The sequence below is a fragment of the Bacillus sp. 1NLA3E genome (assembly GCF_000242895.2).
Taxonomy (GTDB): Bacteria; Bacillota; Bacilli; order Bacillales; family Cytobacillaceae; genus Bacillus_BU.
In genome coordinates this window covers 2,027,682-2,041,767 of record NC_021171.1, presented here as the reverse complement: position 1 = coordinate 2,041,767, position 14,086 = coordinate 2,027,682, and the positions used below count along the sequence as shown (strand labels likewise).

The 14,086-nt window shown below is 40.3% G+C and carries 15 protein-coding genes; all 15 read right to left on the bottom strand.

The genetic code is table 11. The annotated features are described in order from the left end of the window. Positions 1 to 67 precede the first annotated feature (67 nt). Complete coding sequence (locus B1NLA3E_RS09765; RefSeq protein WP_015593679.1) at positions 68 to 1,552, bottom strand: aldehyde dehydrogenase; 1,485 nt, start codon at positions 1,550 to 1,552, stop codon at positions 68 to 70. 52 nt (positions 1,553 to 1,604) lie between these two features. Next, the gene (locus tag B1NLA3E_RS09760) at positions 1,605 to 2,039 is read right to left on the bottom strand and encodes a GlcG/HbpS family heme-binding protein (protein WP_015593678.1); all 435 of its coding nucleotides are present in this window, start codon (positions 2,037 to 2,039) and stop codon (positions 1,605 to 1,607) included. Position 2,040: 1 nt separating this feature from the next. Continuing rightward, positions 2,041 to 2,367, bottom strand: a complete 327-nt coding sequence (locus B1NLA3E_RS09755; RefSeq protein WP_015593677.1) for a 2Fe-2S iron-sulfur cluster-binding protein — start codon at positions 2,365 to 2,367, stop codon at positions 2,041 to 2,043. Positions 2,368 to 2,785: 418 nt separating this feature from the next. Next, the gene (locus B1NLA3E_RS09750; RefSeq protein WP_051120139.1) at positions 2,786 to 3,073 is read right to left on the bottom strand and encodes a hypothetical protein; all 288 of its coding nucleotides are present in this window, start codon (positions 3,071 to 3,073) and stop codon (positions 2,786 to 2,788) included. Between the two features lie 573 nt (positions 3,074 to 3,646). Next, entirely contained in the window at positions 3,647 to 4,141 is a 495-nt protein-coding gene (locus B1NLA3E_RS09740) for a flavin reductase family protein (protein ID WP_015593675.1), read from the bottom strand. A 99-nt stretch (positions 4,142 to 4,240) separates the two neighbouring features. After that, positions 4,241 to 4,567, bottom strand: a complete 327-nt coding sequence (locus tag B1NLA3E_RS09735; RefSeq protein WP_041580434.1) for a 2Fe-2S iron-sulfur cluster-binding protein — start codon at positions 4,565 to 4,567, stop codon at positions 4,241 to 4,243. 36 nt (positions 4,568 to 4,603) lie between these two features. Then, the gene (locus B1NLA3E_RS09730) at positions 4,604 to 5,518 is read right to left on the bottom strand and encodes a catechol 2,3-dioxygenase (protein WP_015593673.1); all 915 of its coding nucleotides are present in this window, start codon (positions 5,516 to 5,518) and stop codon (positions 4,604 to 4,606) included. 46 nt (positions 5,519 to 5,564) lie between these two features. Beyond that, positions 5,565 to 6,674, bottom strand: coding sequence for an LLM class flavin-dependent oxidoreductase (locus B1NLA3E_RS09725; protein WP_041580433.1), 1,110 nt, complete (start codon positions 6,672 to 6,674; stop codon positions 5,565 to 5,567). A gap of 99 nt (positions 6,675 to 6,773) precedes the next feature. Next, a complete protein-coding gene (locus tag B1NLA3E_RS09720) occupies positions 6,774 to 7,031 on the bottom strand; it encodes a hypothetical protein (RefSeq protein WP_015593671.1) in 258 nt (85 codons plus the stop codon). A gap of 41 nt (positions 7,032 to 7,072) precedes the next feature. Continuing rightward, positions 7,073 to 8,581: a glutamine synthetase family protein gene (locus B1NLA3E_RS09715; protein WP_015593670.1), complete on the bottom strand. Its 1,509-nt coding sequence runs from the start codon at positions 8,579 to 8,581 to the stop codon at positions 7,073 to 7,075. 43 nt (positions 8,582 to 8,624) lie between these two features. Next, positions 8,625 to 9,206 (bottom strand): aromatic-ring-hydroxylating dioxygenase subunit beta, encoded by a 582-nt coding sequence (locus tag B1NLA3E_RS09710; RefSeq protein ID WP_015593669.1) that lies wholly within the window; start codon positions 9,204 to 9,206, stop codon positions 8,625 to 8,627. Continuing rightward, on the bottom strand, positions 9,203 to 10,528 hold the full coding sequence (locus B1NLA3E_RS09705; RefSeq protein WP_041580432.1) for an aromatic ring-hydroxylating oxygenase subunit alpha: 1,326 nt from the start codon (positions 10,526 to 10,528) through the stop codon (positions 9,203 to 9,205). Before B1NLA3E_RS09705 ends, B1NLA3E_RS09710 begins: the two co-directional genes overlap by 4 nt. Positions 10,529 to 10,555: 27 nt before the next feature. Next, positions 10,556 to 11,329: an SDR family NAD(P)-dependent oxidoreductase gene (locus B1NLA3E_RS09700; protein ID WP_015593667.1), complete on the bottom strand. Its 774-nt coding sequence runs from the start codon at positions 11,327 to 11,329 to the stop codon at positions 10,556 to 10,558. Beyond that, complete coding sequence (locus B1NLA3E_RS09695) at positions 11,307 to 12,545, bottom strand: acyl-CoA dehydrogenase family protein (RefSeq protein WP_015593666.1); 1,239 nt, start codon at positions 12,543 to 12,545, stop codon at positions 11,307 to 11,309. The genes B1NLA3E_RS09700 and B1NLA3E_RS09695 overlap by 23 nt, the downstream gene beginning before the upstream one ends. Positions 12,546 to 12,654: 109 nt before the next feature. Continuing rightward, the gene (locus B1NLA3E_RS09690) at positions 12,655 to 14,058 is read right to left on the bottom strand and encodes a purine-cytosine permease family protein (RefSeq protein ID WP_041580431.1); all 1,404 of its coding nucleotides are present in this window, start codon (positions 14,056 to 14,058) and stop codon (positions 12,655 to 12,657) included. Positions 14,059 to 14,086: the final 28 nt, after the last annotated feature.

Below are 14,086 nucleotides of genomic sequence, written 5' to 3'. Positions count from 1 at the left end.
TGATCATTGCTGTTGCACTGCCTATCCTACCTAAACCGTGCAACATAGACGGTTTTAGAAAAGAGAATTATAATTTAACGCAAATATTCGTTAATTCTGTGTAGAATTCCCAGCTGTGAGCCCCGCCAACACGACCTAGCCCACTATCTTTCGTACCTCCAAATGGAGTTCTTAAATCACGTACGAACCAGCAGTTGATGTAAGATAAACCTGATTCAATTTTTTGAGCTACACGATGTGCACGACGAATATCGTTAGTCCAGATTGTGTTACTTAAGCCCACGCGAGTGTCGTTTGCTGCCGCAATTACTTCTACTTCTGTGTCGAATGGAATCACTGTAACAACTGGCCCAAAGATTTCTTCACGAACACAGCGAGAGCTTTCATCTAAACCAGTAATAATAGTAGGTTCTATGAAATATCCTTTATCCAATCCTTCAGGACGTTTACCTCCTGTAACGAAAGTTCCGCCTTCTTCTTCAGCAATTTTTAGGTAGCTCATTACTTTATCGTAGTGTACTTTGGCAACTAAAGCGCCTTGATCGTTGGCCATATCAAATGGGTTACCAACTTTTAATTCTCTAGTTTTTGCTGCAAATTTTTCTACGAATTCTTCATAAATTGGTCGCTCAACGTAAATTCTTGAACCGCATACACAAACTTCCCCTTGGTTTGTAAAACTTGATCGAATAGTTGTTGCAACTACTTCATCAATATCTACATCCGCAAAGATAATGTTAGGGTTTTTACCCCCTAATTCAAAAGAAAGCTTTTTCAACGTAGGAGCAGCTTCTTCCATGATCTTAGTACCTGTTGATACTTGACCGATAAACCCGATACCTGAAATGTCAGGATGTTTGTTGATAGCACTTCCAGCACCAGGTCCAAAACCGTGAACCAAGTTTACAACTCCATCTGGAACACCAGCTTCTTTAAGAATTTCCATTAATTTTGTTGCTGTCATTGGAGTTAATTCAGATGGCTTAATAACCACTGTACACCCAGCAGCTAAAGCTGGAGCTAATTTCCAAGTTAATAAGAATAATGGAAGATTCCATGGTTGGATTAATCCGACTACTCCGATTGGGCGGCGATATCCGTAGTTAAACGCATTATGAACTTCATCCTGGTATGATTCTGTTCCTACGGACAGCATGAAGTCAGCAAAAAATTGGAAGTTTGCTGCTGCACGAGGAGCATCAACATGACGTGAGAATTTAAGATGCTTACCGGTATCCAAGGATTCTAATTGTGCAATTTCTTCTTGTCTTGCTTCAAGAATATCACCAACTTTGCGGAGAATTTTTGAACGCTCTTGTACACTCATTTTTCTCCATGGTCCTCCTTCGAAAGCACGTTTAGCAGCTTTAACAGCTAAATCTATATCTGGTGTGCTTCCTTCTGCAACTGTACCATAAACTACTTCCGTCACAGGGTTCACGTTATTAAATGTTTTTCGATCTACGGATTCAACAAATTTACCGTCTATATAATGTAAACAATTAAATGCTTTTACGATAGGTTCAACTACTGCTTTAGTTTGGACTTGCATTGTTATACTCCCCCTTTGAATATTACGAATATTTAGTTAATTATACATACTTTTATAGATTAAGGTAAGCATACTGTTCAAATACTTTAGCGCCTGCTTCAGCACATTGTACATCTTCTATGGCACTACCGCCGGAAACACCAATGCCTCCAACAATAATGCTATTGTATATTAACGGAATACCTCCACCAAAAACAACAAGCTTATCTGTATGAACAATCCCTGTTAACAATGCAGGTTCATCTTTTATCATTGGATACCATTCATGTGTCGGTTTTCCAAATGCAGCAGCAGTATAAGCTTTATTTTGAGCAATATCTGAGCTTAGTAATGCGGCTTCATCCATACGAATGAAGGCTTTTAAATTGGCACCTTCATCTACAATGGCAGCATTTATTTTAATTCCAAACTCTTTTGCTTTATTTGTAACTGCCTCAAGAATTTTCAATGCTAAGGACTGGGTTAAAGCGTATTTTTGATATAGCATCTTAATCAGCCTCTTTCAGGCTAGCTTTTTTTTGCTGATTTTCGTAATCTTCTGCCGAAATAATAACAAGATTACTTTTAACAATCATACAACATACTAGAGCAAAGCCATTATCTAGTTCCTCATCAGACAATGCGTCATGAGAGCGAACTAATTCTTGCTCACATTCCCCTTCTAAAACTTTAATCTTGCACATCCCACAGCCGCTGCGCTGGCATACTGTCGGAAATGGTATAAACTCGTTTCGAGCAGCTCTTAAAGGTGGTTGGTCTGGGGTACAATTATACTCAAATTGTTGGTTTCTTACCTTTAAAGCTACTTTATACATATCGTTTCTCCTTTATTGTTGATAGACTCTCTGCATTCGCCGAGTCAGCGGGATGACGAATCCCTTGCCCCGCCCAATTTATTGCATGACCTTTTTTGAAAATACTAAAAAACACACTCCCGACTATCCAAATCACGCGTTATTCCAAGTGATTTTTTTGGTATTCAGCGTTTTTTTTATTACAGAAATACCGAGAGAGTCTATACATTTAGTACCATTCGTATCACAGTAAGAAAAAAAGGGTAATCTCAAACATAACTAAAGTGCCTATTACTGCAGTTTTGTTAATGCTCACCCAATTTGATTAGTATAAACCGTTATCGGCTCCCAAGGACCATTGTATATGTTGAGCAAATTACTTAATTTAACAAAGGAAGAGATGGTTGTTAGAGAACCTTTCTAAGCTGAAGAATTCAAATTAAACTACCCCACTATCCTTGTAAATTGTAATAAATGATTCCAAGTTGGTTTTTAAGCCGCCTTTTCCAAACTTTTTAATATTATAATGCTGTAAAAAGGCCAAAAATTTAAGGATTGTATATCTTCTTGATTCAATATCTTGATAGCCTTGGAGAAAGAACCAATCATCAATGACATTGTAGACCCCTTTGTTCACACCATATCGTTCATGGCATATGTCAAAGAAAGATTTATCGGGAAGGCATACGGATAGCGATTCTTTCATCATACTGATATTTTGACTCAATGGATTATCACCTTTCCTTATTCAAAAAGTGCCATACCATAAAGTCCCTATGTAACAGCGAATTTTTTATTCAGAGATAAATCGCCATCTTGTAATTGAGGGACCCGTTCTCAAGTAGAAGCATCTCTCGCAAGCGAAGGTTTTTTATATAAGAATCCAGAAACAAAAAAATATTGCTTAGTTTACCGTTTTTTGCGAATCTAAATTGGAATAACTTAGCCCGAAAAAGAAACATTGGATTAAGTTATTCCAAAAAAGTTGCAATCAACTAAAAAATTTCATCATCTTGGAGCTTTTATTCTTCCAAATCTTTCATAAAAACACACCTATAAGCAAATTTTCACCATATTAAAAAGATATTCCCTCTTACTATCTTCATTTTTTTCCTGATAACTTGGAAAATTGCTAAGAAAAAATAACAATTAAAACAGCTTTGCCAATTCGTAAAATTCTTGCCATCTGAGAATTCTCCATATGTTTGGATGATATTAATTAAACAAAATTCCCACAAAACTGGAAAACCTAGTTTTTCATTACAAAGCACCTACATCTCTTCTTCCTCATGATTAATATTTAGTATTTACTGGAAGTTGTTGGGGTTGTAAGATTATTAATACTCCCTTTATAAAAAATAAGTGGTTTTTTCTCTTCATTTATAGAAATATCTTTTACGTGCCCCGTCACAATGTAGTGATCACCACCTTCAAGAACCTCATGAACATCACAGACAATCGTTGATAGATTTTCTTCTAGAATTGGTACTCTATCAGAAGAAACTTTAAATTGTGAATTCGCAAATTTATCAGTACCTTTTTTTGCAAAAATCCAGCAATCATTTTCTTGTTCTTCTGATAATATGTTTACAACAAATGGACGACCTTTTTGGAAAGCGGACACACTATCACTTTTTTTATCGATACAAACTAATATTAAAGGCGGATCTAATGACAATGATGAAAATGCATTTGCCGTAAGTCCAATTTTTTGATCATTATCCCCTTTTATTGTAATGATTGTTACTCCTGTTGCAAATGTTCCCAATGTATTACGAAACTCTCTTCGATCCATAGTGAACCCTCCTAATTAATTACAACATAAGTTAATGTTTATTTTGTTGCGCTTCTGACTATTACCTTCTAATTTACAACAAGGTTTTTTTAGAGCACTTTATTTCGCTTTTTCCAAACTAGTTTTTTTTAATAGATTCTCATAATCCTCTGCTGTAATGAGTTCAAGATTACTTTTAGCTTTCATCCAACATGCTAAGGCAAAACCATTTTCTAGTTCTTTATCAGAAAGAGCTTCTTGTGAGCGAACTAATTCTTGCATATACTCTCCATCTAATACTTTTACCTTACACATTCCACACCCTCCACGCTGACACCCTGTTGGAATCGGGATAAACTCGTTTCGTGCAGCTCTCAAAGGTGTTTGATTTGGACCACAAATATATTCAAATTGTTGGTTTCTTGCCTTTAATTTCACTTTAAACATAGTTATCATCCCTTTATTAAAGTCAAAAAACTCAAATTAGGTTAACGCTTTCATAAAAGATTCAGATAGTTCTCTGCGGTGATAGAAAATCCCCTGTCCTATCTTATCTTCTGTCCAAGTAATTGTAGGCATATCGGCATATGTGATATATCCATTTGCAAATGCTTCATTACGATTACCAGATGGATCAAAAAAGTAAATGGTTTGTCCTCTAGTAATACCGTGACGAGTTGGTGTTACATCAAAAGGTACTTCATACATTGATAAAAGGTCAGCCGCTTTAAATACATCATGGAGAGAATCAACGTAAAATGCAGCGTGATGCAACTTTGCATCAGGACCTTTAACAAAAGCTAAATCGTGAGCTTTGTTACCAGTAAACAAAAAGCTTCCTAATAATTCTTCTCCATCCACTGTTGTAATTTTTTCACTTTGTCTGAAGTTAAGTGCTTCAATAAAGAATCGGGTTACTGTTTTTAAGTCATCCCCAGTCAATAGACAGTGGTCAAGACGATGTGGAGCAACTCCATTGGTCCCTATCGGCCATGGATGAGGATTTAATGTACCAACTTTTGTTCCAAGAAGTTCAATTTCATGATAAAGTTCACAGTGATGTCCAGTAGGTAAGATAAAATGAACAGCTTCCCCTTCACCTATTCTTGTCCCGTTTGAAATCCTTGTTGTAGTACATCCAAATCGTTCCACTTGCTTTTCATAATAAGCTAGGTCTTGTAGGCTTTCGACTTTAAAAGCTAAATGGGCTAATCCGGGTGAAGTTGATTTCGTTAGAATCAAACTATGATGATCAAATTCATCCCAAGCTTTTAGGTAAACGCTTTCACCCATCCGTCCAGTTTCTTCTAATCCAATAATTTTAGTATAGTAATCTACTGACTTTTCAAGGTCGAGGACTTTTAACTCCACTCTTCCAATTCGTAAAATTCTTGCCATTTTAGAACTCTCCCTTTTTTTTATATTTTTTTATCAATTGAAACCCTTACAAAACGTTAATATTAGAACGATTACTATTTTTACGTAATCCTCGTTTTTCAAGAATCGGTAATACATGATCACGAAAATAGGGGAATTCAGCGTTATAATCAACAAATGATAAGGTAGTTCCTTTAAATCCGGCTTCTGCCATTGCTGTAATTCCATCCGCTACTTGTTCTGGTGTTCCCACTAACGGGAATCCTCCGTGTCCCAAAGCAAAACGATCACGAATTAAGTTTAATAAATCGTGTGGAAAAGACTGAGCATTGGCAAATTGCATATTTACCACATTATCAACGGCTGTCCAATCAGCATTTGTTTTGGCTGCATACTCCCAATATTGAAGCGCCTCCTCCTCAGTCGGGCGGCAAATGACATGTGAAAAAGTAAGAACATCCACTGAACGTCCTTTATCTGCAGCTTGATTCTTCAATGCAACGATTTCTTCCCTAGAACGCTCTAAATCAATTGCCGGGGTAAATAAGAAATTCGCATTTCCGGTCGCAAAATCACGGCCCTCTTTTGACCCGGCAGCGTTTATGATTGGTATATCAGCAGTGGGGCGCGGATCACTTTTCACCCGTTTAAGATTGAAATACTTTCCTTCCCAATCGAAATAGTCTTCTTCCTGCCAAAGCATCTTAACCACATCAAACCACTCTTGAGCATAAGCATATCTCGTTTCATGGTCATCAGGTAATTCTAGTCCTAATGCTTCGTATTCCGGTCTATGCCAGCCGGCAACGATATTCAGCCCTACACGGCCATTCCCGATTTGGGTCATGGTAGCTAATTGTTTAGCCAATACTACTGGATGGTTAACTGCGGTATGGATGGTTGAGATTACATTTATATTTTTTGTGAATGCTAAAAGCCCTGTTGCCCAAGTGATTGTTTCAAGAACTGAACCATGAAAATCAATTTCTTCACCAGGAGTCCCAATCCAGCGAGCAACCGGAAGCATGAAATCAATCCCAGCTTCATCGAGCATTTTTCCTAACTTAAGATTGTTGTCCCATGAGTTTACCCATCTCTCAGGTATTTTTGTAATCGACATCCCATTTGAACAATTGCTGCAGAACGAGCCAAGTAAAAAATGATCCTTTTTTAACAAAGTTTTATTCCTCCTATAATAATTTATTAAATTGTATATTTCGTTCTTTATGAATGTTTATAAGGGGGATAGGTATATCCCCACAAATGGAAATTACAATTATTTCGTAATCCGAGGTTGAATGGTTTGATTCCATGGTTTCCACAAATCAAGTTTTGAAAGAACTTCCATAATTTGAACATAATCCTCACGATTTATGGAGAGCCAATCTGAATCTTGCTCACCTGAATAAATACTTCTGTCCATTACAGCAGCGCTACGGATCTTCTCTGCCAACTCTTCGTAAACCTGTATGTTTTTTTGGAGACGTTGAATTTGTTTGATAAATTCAACGTCTGCAATCGGCTGAGTGTGCATATATCTTATTCCCACCTTTATTTTTATCGTAGGAAAAGGAATTAGAAAATTTCAAAATATTCCCGATGCTCCCAATCAGTCACAACATTTTGATAATCCTGCACCTTCTCTTGTTCCACATAAGTCATATAACGGGAAATCTCATTTTCTTTCATCTTAATCATGTAATCCACAAACAACTGACCCATTTTATTTTGAAAAAGATTACTTTCACTTAATGAGTCTACTGCTTCTTGCAGACTTCTTGGAATCGACTCACGTTCGTCCAAATAAGCTTCATCACTCGCTTCTCCCGGATCCAAGCGATTTTCAATGCCGTCCAGTCCAGCGAAAATCTGCGAAGCAATATACAGATATGGGTTCGCCGCCGGTTCTCCCGCTCTATTTTCAAAATGTGTGTTTTTATCTCCGTAGCCTCCTAGGACGCGAATCATTGTGCCGCGATTGTCTACACCCCATCCAGCACGATCCGGGGCTAATGAATTTGGTTTAAACCGCTTATAACCATTTATGGTTGGCGTTGTAAACACAGTAGATGCCCGAGCATGTTTGAGAATTCCGGCAATATATTGTTTGCCAAGAACAGATAGTGATTCGGTCTCCACTTCAGGGATAAACAGATTCTCGCCTGTTTCAGCATCCACAAGAGATTGGTGCAAGTGCCAACCGCTCGAGAAAAAACCAGGAATGGAAGGTCGGCACATAAAGGTCGCAATATACCCGTGTCTGCGGCTAATTTGTTTAACAGCTGTCCTAAACAGAAGCATCGCATCAGCTGCAGCGATCCCGCGCATCGGCGCAAATGTCACTTCAATTTGACTTGGCCCCCATTCATCTTCAATGGTCCGTAACGGAAGCCCTAGATCTTCCAAGTTGGCCACAATCACCTGGAGGATTTCATCAATTTCATCGTTATGGGCTTCCAGTTGATACTGGTAACCTCTTGCCACTGGTCTGACCTTCGGCGGTTCGCCCGGACTCCCCGGTGCTCCTAATAACTCTGGATTAATCTCATTATCCACAATTTTAGTTAAGGAAAACTCGACTTCTAGACCTGACATTAAATCGTAGCCTTTTTCATCCAATTCTTTTAATGCTTTACGGCATACCTGACGGCTGTCAAACGGCAGCGGAGCACCCGTTTTTAAATAGGCATCACATAAGATCCAGCCCGTTTGCGGTGCCCACGGCAGCACGCGGAATGTTAATGGGTCCGGTACTAGCGCATAGTTCGGACAGCCAGTCATTTCTTCTAAATCAAAGCCGCCGCCTTTCACAAATGGATTAAAGACAATCGCGTTGGCCGTGTCAAAAAAGAGCGGACCTGTATTAAAGTCAATGCCCTCCTTTAGTGCTCCCTGAAAAGCAGGGATGGTCAAGGTTTTCGCCCTAGAGATGCCGTGTTGGTCAGACCATGCTACCCGAATCAAACGCAGATTTTTTTCCTGAATCGATGTTTGAATTTTTTCAACGGCGGCAATTTGTTCACTGCTCCATAATTGATGACGAGAGATAAATCCATCGTGACTTACATGCAGGGTTTTATTCATATATCCATCTCCTTTTATATAATATTTTTAATTTTCAGTTATTTTAAAGCGTAAAAGTCAGATTCTCATGTCCTTGATCGGAATCGAGTAAATTGACCTGTTTCACTTCAATCTTCCATAAGCCGTTTTCCTTTTTCAAACGGTAGCCGCACCAGCCGGAATATCCTTTCTGATTGCTGTTCCGTAACTCGTTCAGCATAAAATTCGCCCTCACTCTGAGGTGACCATCCCCGCCATCCTGCCAAACTTCTACATTACTAATCATACGAATTGTCCGCGAAGGAGGAGTTTGCGACCAGGCATAGCCAGTTCGCAGCCGGTAAATACGGTCCTCTAGACGCCTACGGTCATCAAATGCTAAAGAAACCTCCTGCAGTGGATTCCCGCCGCCGGGTGTAATTGGGACCCAATAAAGGCACTCGGAACTAAACAAGTCCAGCCACTCTTCCATCCTCCCTTCATCAAGGAGACGAGCCTCACGATACAGGAACCGCTCAATCTCAAGATGCGTTTCCTTTGAGGCATAGCCCGCTTCATTTTCCCAGTCTTTTATGCTGTCTATTAATTTTGTATAGTAATCTTTATTTATATAGTAGGAAACTTTTGAACTATCATTATTCCTCATGACGACACCCCCTTCATTCCTTTTCTGGCAGCTTGAATCCCTACACCTCCACTCATCAGCCTTTTCCACTCCTGATAATAATTGCGGATATGCAACTCGTCTGTAACCGGTCCTGAAATCACACCACGTTCATCTACCTTTTGCCGCCCCGGCACTCCTTGTCCCCTACCGGTATGAATCCACTCTATTTCCGGAATCGTCAAGCCCAGATGACACTCTTCAAAATTTGTCATGTCGTCCGGCTCTCCAAAAGCTGGGAAATCTTCTTGCGTCCGCATTCTTAACAGATTGATTTCTTCCGGTAAACCTTCAACAGTTGTTGAGTACCAGGTTAACTCTGTTTTATCGACGGCATACGGCTGAATCACCTGAATTTGATTTCCGATAAACAGGAGATTCGGGAAAATATTAAGATTCATTTGCGCTCCGATTGCTTGATCTAGTAATGAATCCGCCTCTTCCTGATAGCGCTCCCTGATAGCCGCTTCATAGACCTCCCTGCCCGGCTGCGGACGCTGTTGTTTCCAATAATCGCCCGGATTTTTATAATTTGGACGCTGATCAATAAGAGTATGACCGTTACCAAGATATTGAACATTCATCTCACTGTAATCCGGATTTTCGGCAAAATACGTCATATCCTTATTTTCTCCCAGCCTTCCGCCCATCTCGAGCAGGGAACGGTGCGAGAACATGACATGATAACCGTCAGCCGCGTTATCGTACGTTAATTTCCAGTTACCTTTATAAACCATGCGGTGCGGATTCCCTACTACCAGTCTTTTTCCATCATAGCGGTCAAGCCACTGGTCCATATAGTCACGAGCAGGACCTAAATAATCAATTAAGCTTGGAGCATGCAGATTTAGGGTACCGAAAATAAAGCCGCGATAACTTTCAACCCTTACCTGCTTCAACCCCCATTCCTTTTTATCAAAATCCTCTCCATACGCTTTCGGCCAAGGTACACCAGCTAGCTCACCGCTGTTCTTGAAATTCCAGCCGTGATATGGACAGGTGAATAGCTTCGCTGAACCGCGATGAGTACGGCAGACTGTTGCGCCACGGTGCGTACAGCGGTTAAACAAAGCCCGGAACTTGTCACTGTCTTCTCTCACCACAATGATCGGACGATTCCCTAAATAGCCGGTTTTATAGTCATTGACATTCGGAATTTCACTTTCATGAGCTAAATAAACCCACGTCATGCCGAAGATATTGGTCATTTCCTCTGCAAATATTTCCGGATCAGTATACAACTTTTGATGTATCCGATCCGGTTGGATGAGTTCATCCCATTTATATTTTTTCACCCTCAACATCCTCCATTTCTTGGAAAAGCGTCTTTTCTAGAGCGCTAAATAACCGCCATCAGCCACTAAGGAAGTTCCTGTTACATACGAAGCTTCATCAGATGCTAAAAACAAAATACAATTTGCTATCTCGATAGGGTCTGCGTATCTGCCAAGTGGCTGCACTCCCTCCACCGCCTGCCAAAACCCGTCTAAATCAGGCGTATGCTCCGTGGTTATTTGATTTGTCTTTGTAACCCCCGGTGCCACACAAGTGACACGGATGCCGTCTTTCGCATAGCGTGTCGCCAGCGAACGAGTCAACTGAAGGATCGCCGCCTTCGTCATGTTATACAGAAACGTACTTTTGCCTAACATTTCTTGTCCCACATATCCGGAAACCGAGCTCAAATTCACAATCACCCCACCCTGCTGACTTATCATCTCCGGTATGACATTTTTACAATTCAAAAACATGCTTTTCAAATTTGTCGATATCACATGATCAAAATCCTCCGAAGTGGTCTCGGTGATATCCTGAATCCAATGAATGCCCGCATTATTTACTAATATATCAATTCGACCAAACCTCATTAAGGCAGTTTCTCTCAATAAAGCCGCCGTGCTTACCAACGCGACATCTCCGCTGACCAGGGCACAATTTTCAGGCTGCTCAATTTCAGTCAATAATCCTTCTAGAGCCGCCGGGTTAATATCGTTTAAGACTAACTTTGCCCCTTCTTCGGCAAAGCGTTTGGCTGTTGCCCGGCCTATGCCGCTTCCTGCTCCTGTAATGATCGCAACTTTATTAGTTAACCGCTGCAGTTTCATCAGCCTCCTCCTCCTTTAAAAATGGTGCTAATTCAGCTGGATCCAGTCCCAAATCAATGACACCGATTTGATCTAAAACAGCATCTTCATTCGGCGGCATTATAGGAGCTGTAAAAGCATCGCGAACCATTCTCTCAAACGGTAACCCTTTGATTAACCCATGTGCGCCGCAAGCGATAGACGCTGATCGGACTGTTTTGCTGACCGCCTGCATCATAATATACTTTGCTCTTAAACAAGCTGCATACGTTTCAGGCCCCGGTCCTTTCGTATCATGAGTCCAAGCAGCATAATAAACCATTAACCGAGCTGCTTCCATTTCGGAAAAAATTTCACCAGCACGTAGACGCATAGAAGGATGATAGCCCATCGGCTGTGCGTATCCTTTTGGTTTGCGGGTAGTCAAAGTTTCTTTCACCCAATTCGCGATTCCCCGCCCAATTCCGTAGTACATTGAAGCAAACGTTCCAAACGCCCACGCCGCGTTTTTTAAAATAAACGATTCTAAAAAGGCCTCGGTTTTATGCAACACTTGACTTTCCGGTATAAAAACATTGTTGTATTCAACCGTATTACTACGGGTAGCGCGCATGCCCAGCGTATCCCACACATCATGCACCTTAATTCCTTCTGAATCCGTCGGAACAAAGAAACCGATGCTGCTTTGCGGATTTGGATCTGCTTCCGGATGAGCAAAAAGGTATACATAATCACTCGCTTCAAACATGGATGCAAATGCTTTTTTACCATTTAATAGATAGCCGCCCTGAACTTTTTTAGCCATTAATGAAGGGGTATAAGATTGGCCAATTAAACTGGAAGAAGTCGGCTCAGATACTGATTGACAAAGCAGTTTCCCTTCCTTGATCACCAAATCTGCGACATATTGTTTCTTTTCCTCCGGAATTTCCGGGTTCTCCATGATCGCTGCCGTACCTGAAGCATGCATGTTCCATGACATGGCCGTGGCCGCACATCCTTGCGCTAACTCTTCAATCGCAATCGTATAGCCTAAAAAGCCGGAACCAAGACCACCATATTTTTTGGGGATCGTCAGTCCAAACAAACCTGCATCATATAATTTTTTATAGTTTTCAGAGGGAGAAGTCCGCTCCCGATCATGCTCTGCTGCTCGTTCAGCAAAATCTTTTGCTAACTCCTTACAAATTTGCTTCCATTTCTTTTGCTCAGCAGTTAATTCGAAATTAATACACATTCTTCATCTCTCCCATTCTAAATTTTTAAAAAAGTGATGTATGATAATAAAGCAATGTTGATTAAACGACTAAATAACATTGTACTAATTTAGATATCATCCTAATTTTCTAAATATCCACCTGACTTTCCTCTGGCACTGCAGACTGAACCTTCAGTAAACTAAGTCCGGTATAAAGTACAAATGCAATTGGCGTTGCGATCATAAATGGAACCCCAAACCAATTTAATTGATAAAAGAACATGCCAATGATTGTACTAACAACAAGCGTCAAGAGCCCCTTCCAATTAACTGCTGGTATATTGGCAAGATCCTCAATGCCCTGCTTTCCGATTTTCATTTTGCCCCTAATGACGTAGTAGTCCGTTAACACAATCGTTACCCAGACACATAACAGCACACTGCCAAATGTTAAAAAGGTTTCAATATAATGAAGAATGTTTCCAAAGATAAATAGCAGGGAGGTAATATTCGCCAACACCACCATCACCGCCCTGCCAGGACGCCAATTAAAACCGGTGTCGAACAGGTTAACTAGAGCAAGTGCCCCTTCATAGGAATTCCCAACCTGTACCTTGGACTGGGAAAAAATAATCGTCAAAAGCCCCCAAACACCACCGCCAAGTACAAGCATAATCCCCGGATTGGTAATAGCTGCCATTCCGGCTGCACCTGGTTTCATTCCTTGATCTAAAAAATAATCCATTGTAATTTGATAGCCAAAATATGTGATTATGGCTCCAAACACCATGGTTACACCATATAAAGAAAAGTTAGAAACTACACTGACTTTTACTACATCTTTGGATGATTTGGAGAATCTGGTAAAATCCGCAACCACAATCGCTAAAAGACCTGCCAGAACAATTGTCGCATTCAAGGCAATCGCAAACCCTTGACCAGCCGTCATGTTAGGAATTAAGATACCGTGGGTTACAGCTTCTAATAATGATCCTTTATTCATAAGGAGATACACCATAAATAGCAGCATTAGAAAAAGTAGAGGAATCATGATCTGAGCAACACGAGAAACTAATTTATTTCCAAATAATGAGAGGACAATCCAAATGCCAGTTATGATCAAATAGAAGATAAATTTAACAAAAAAAGTGGGTTCAATATCAAAGTAAAACAGCAGAGAATTTCCTATTAAAACACTTTCCATACCAAGGAAACCGATAATCATAAACGCCCAAATTAATGACCCAAATGCGGAACCCCTTGTGCCAAAAGCGTAGGCCCGAGAAATGATATTACTGGAATAACCATCCCGAAAGGAAATGATGCCTAATGATATGGTAAAAAAAGTACTGACCAAAAAAGCAATAAAGGCCGCCAACATCCCCATCCAAAATCCAGCCATATAGGTGATCATACCCCCAGTAAGTAATACAGCAAGACTGGAACCGATCCCGGCTCCAACTGCTGCCAATTCTCTCCAGGGTCTTCTCATCTCTGCCGGAACTGCCTCTAGGGAATAGTCCTCCATCATGTTTTCTAAATTTTTCGACATACATTTCTCCTCCAACCTTTTTATATCC

What these genes read in the sequence shown, in the direction of transcription:
- B1NLA3E_RS09710 (WP_015593669.1), bottom strand. Translation starts at nt 9,206, where the DNA reads ATGAGGAATAATGATAGTTCAAAAGTTTCCTACTATATAAATAAAGAT.
- B1NLA3E_RS09720 (WP_015593671.1), bottom strand. Translation starts at nt 7,031, where the DNA reads ATGCACACTCAGCCGATTGCAGACGTTGAATTTATCAAACAAATTCAA.
- B1NLA3E_RS09765 (WP_015593679.1), bottom strand. Translation starts at nt 1,552, where the DNA reads ATGCAAGTCCAAACTAAAGCAGTAGTTGAACCTATCGTAAAAGCATTT.
- B1NLA3E_RS09690 (WP_041580431.1), bottom strand. Translation starts at nt 14,058, where the DNA reads ATGTCGAAAAATTTAGAAAACATGATGGAGGACTATTCCCTAGAGGCA.
- B1NLA3E_RS09735 (WP_041580434.1), bottom strand. Translation starts at nt 4,567, where the DNA reads ATGTTTAAAGTGAAATTAAAGGCAAGAAACCAACAATTTGAATATATT.
- B1NLA3E_RS09760 (WP_015593678.1), bottom strand. Translation starts at nt 2,039, where the DNA reads ATGCTATATCAAAAATACGCTTTAACCCAGTCCTTAGCATTGAAAATT.
- B1NLA3E_RS09705 (WP_041580432.1), bottom strand. Translation starts at nt 10,528, where the DNA reads ATGTTGAGGGTGAAAAAATATAAATGGGATGAACTCATCCAACCGGAT.
- B1NLA3E_RS09740 (WP_015593675.1), bottom strand. Translation starts at nt 4,141, where the DNA reads ATGGATCGAAGAGAGTTTCGTAATACATTGGGAACATTTGCAACAGGA.
- B1NLA3E_RS09700 (WP_015593667.1), bottom strand. Translation starts at nt 11,329, where the DNA reads ATGAAACTGCAGCGGTTAACTAATAAAGTTGCGATCATTACAGGAGCA.
- B1NLA3E_RS09695 (WP_015593666.1), bottom strand. Translation starts at nt 12,545, where the DNA reads ATGTGTATTAATTTCGAATTAACTGCTGAGCAAAAGAAATGGAAGCAA.
- B1NLA3E_RS09715 (WP_015593670.1), bottom strand. Translation starts at nt 8,581, where the DNA reads ATGAATAAAACCCTGCATGTAAGTCACGATGGATTTATCTCTCGTCAT.
- B1NLA3E_RS09730 (WP_015593673.1), bottom strand. Translation starts at nt 5,518, where the DNA reads ATGGCAAGAATTTTACGAATTGGAAGAGTGGAGTTAAAAGTCCTCGAC.
- B1NLA3E_RS09755 (WP_015593677.1), bottom strand. Translation starts at nt 2,367, where the DNA reads ATGTATAAAGTAGCTTTAAAGGTAAGAAACCAACAATTTGAGTATAAT.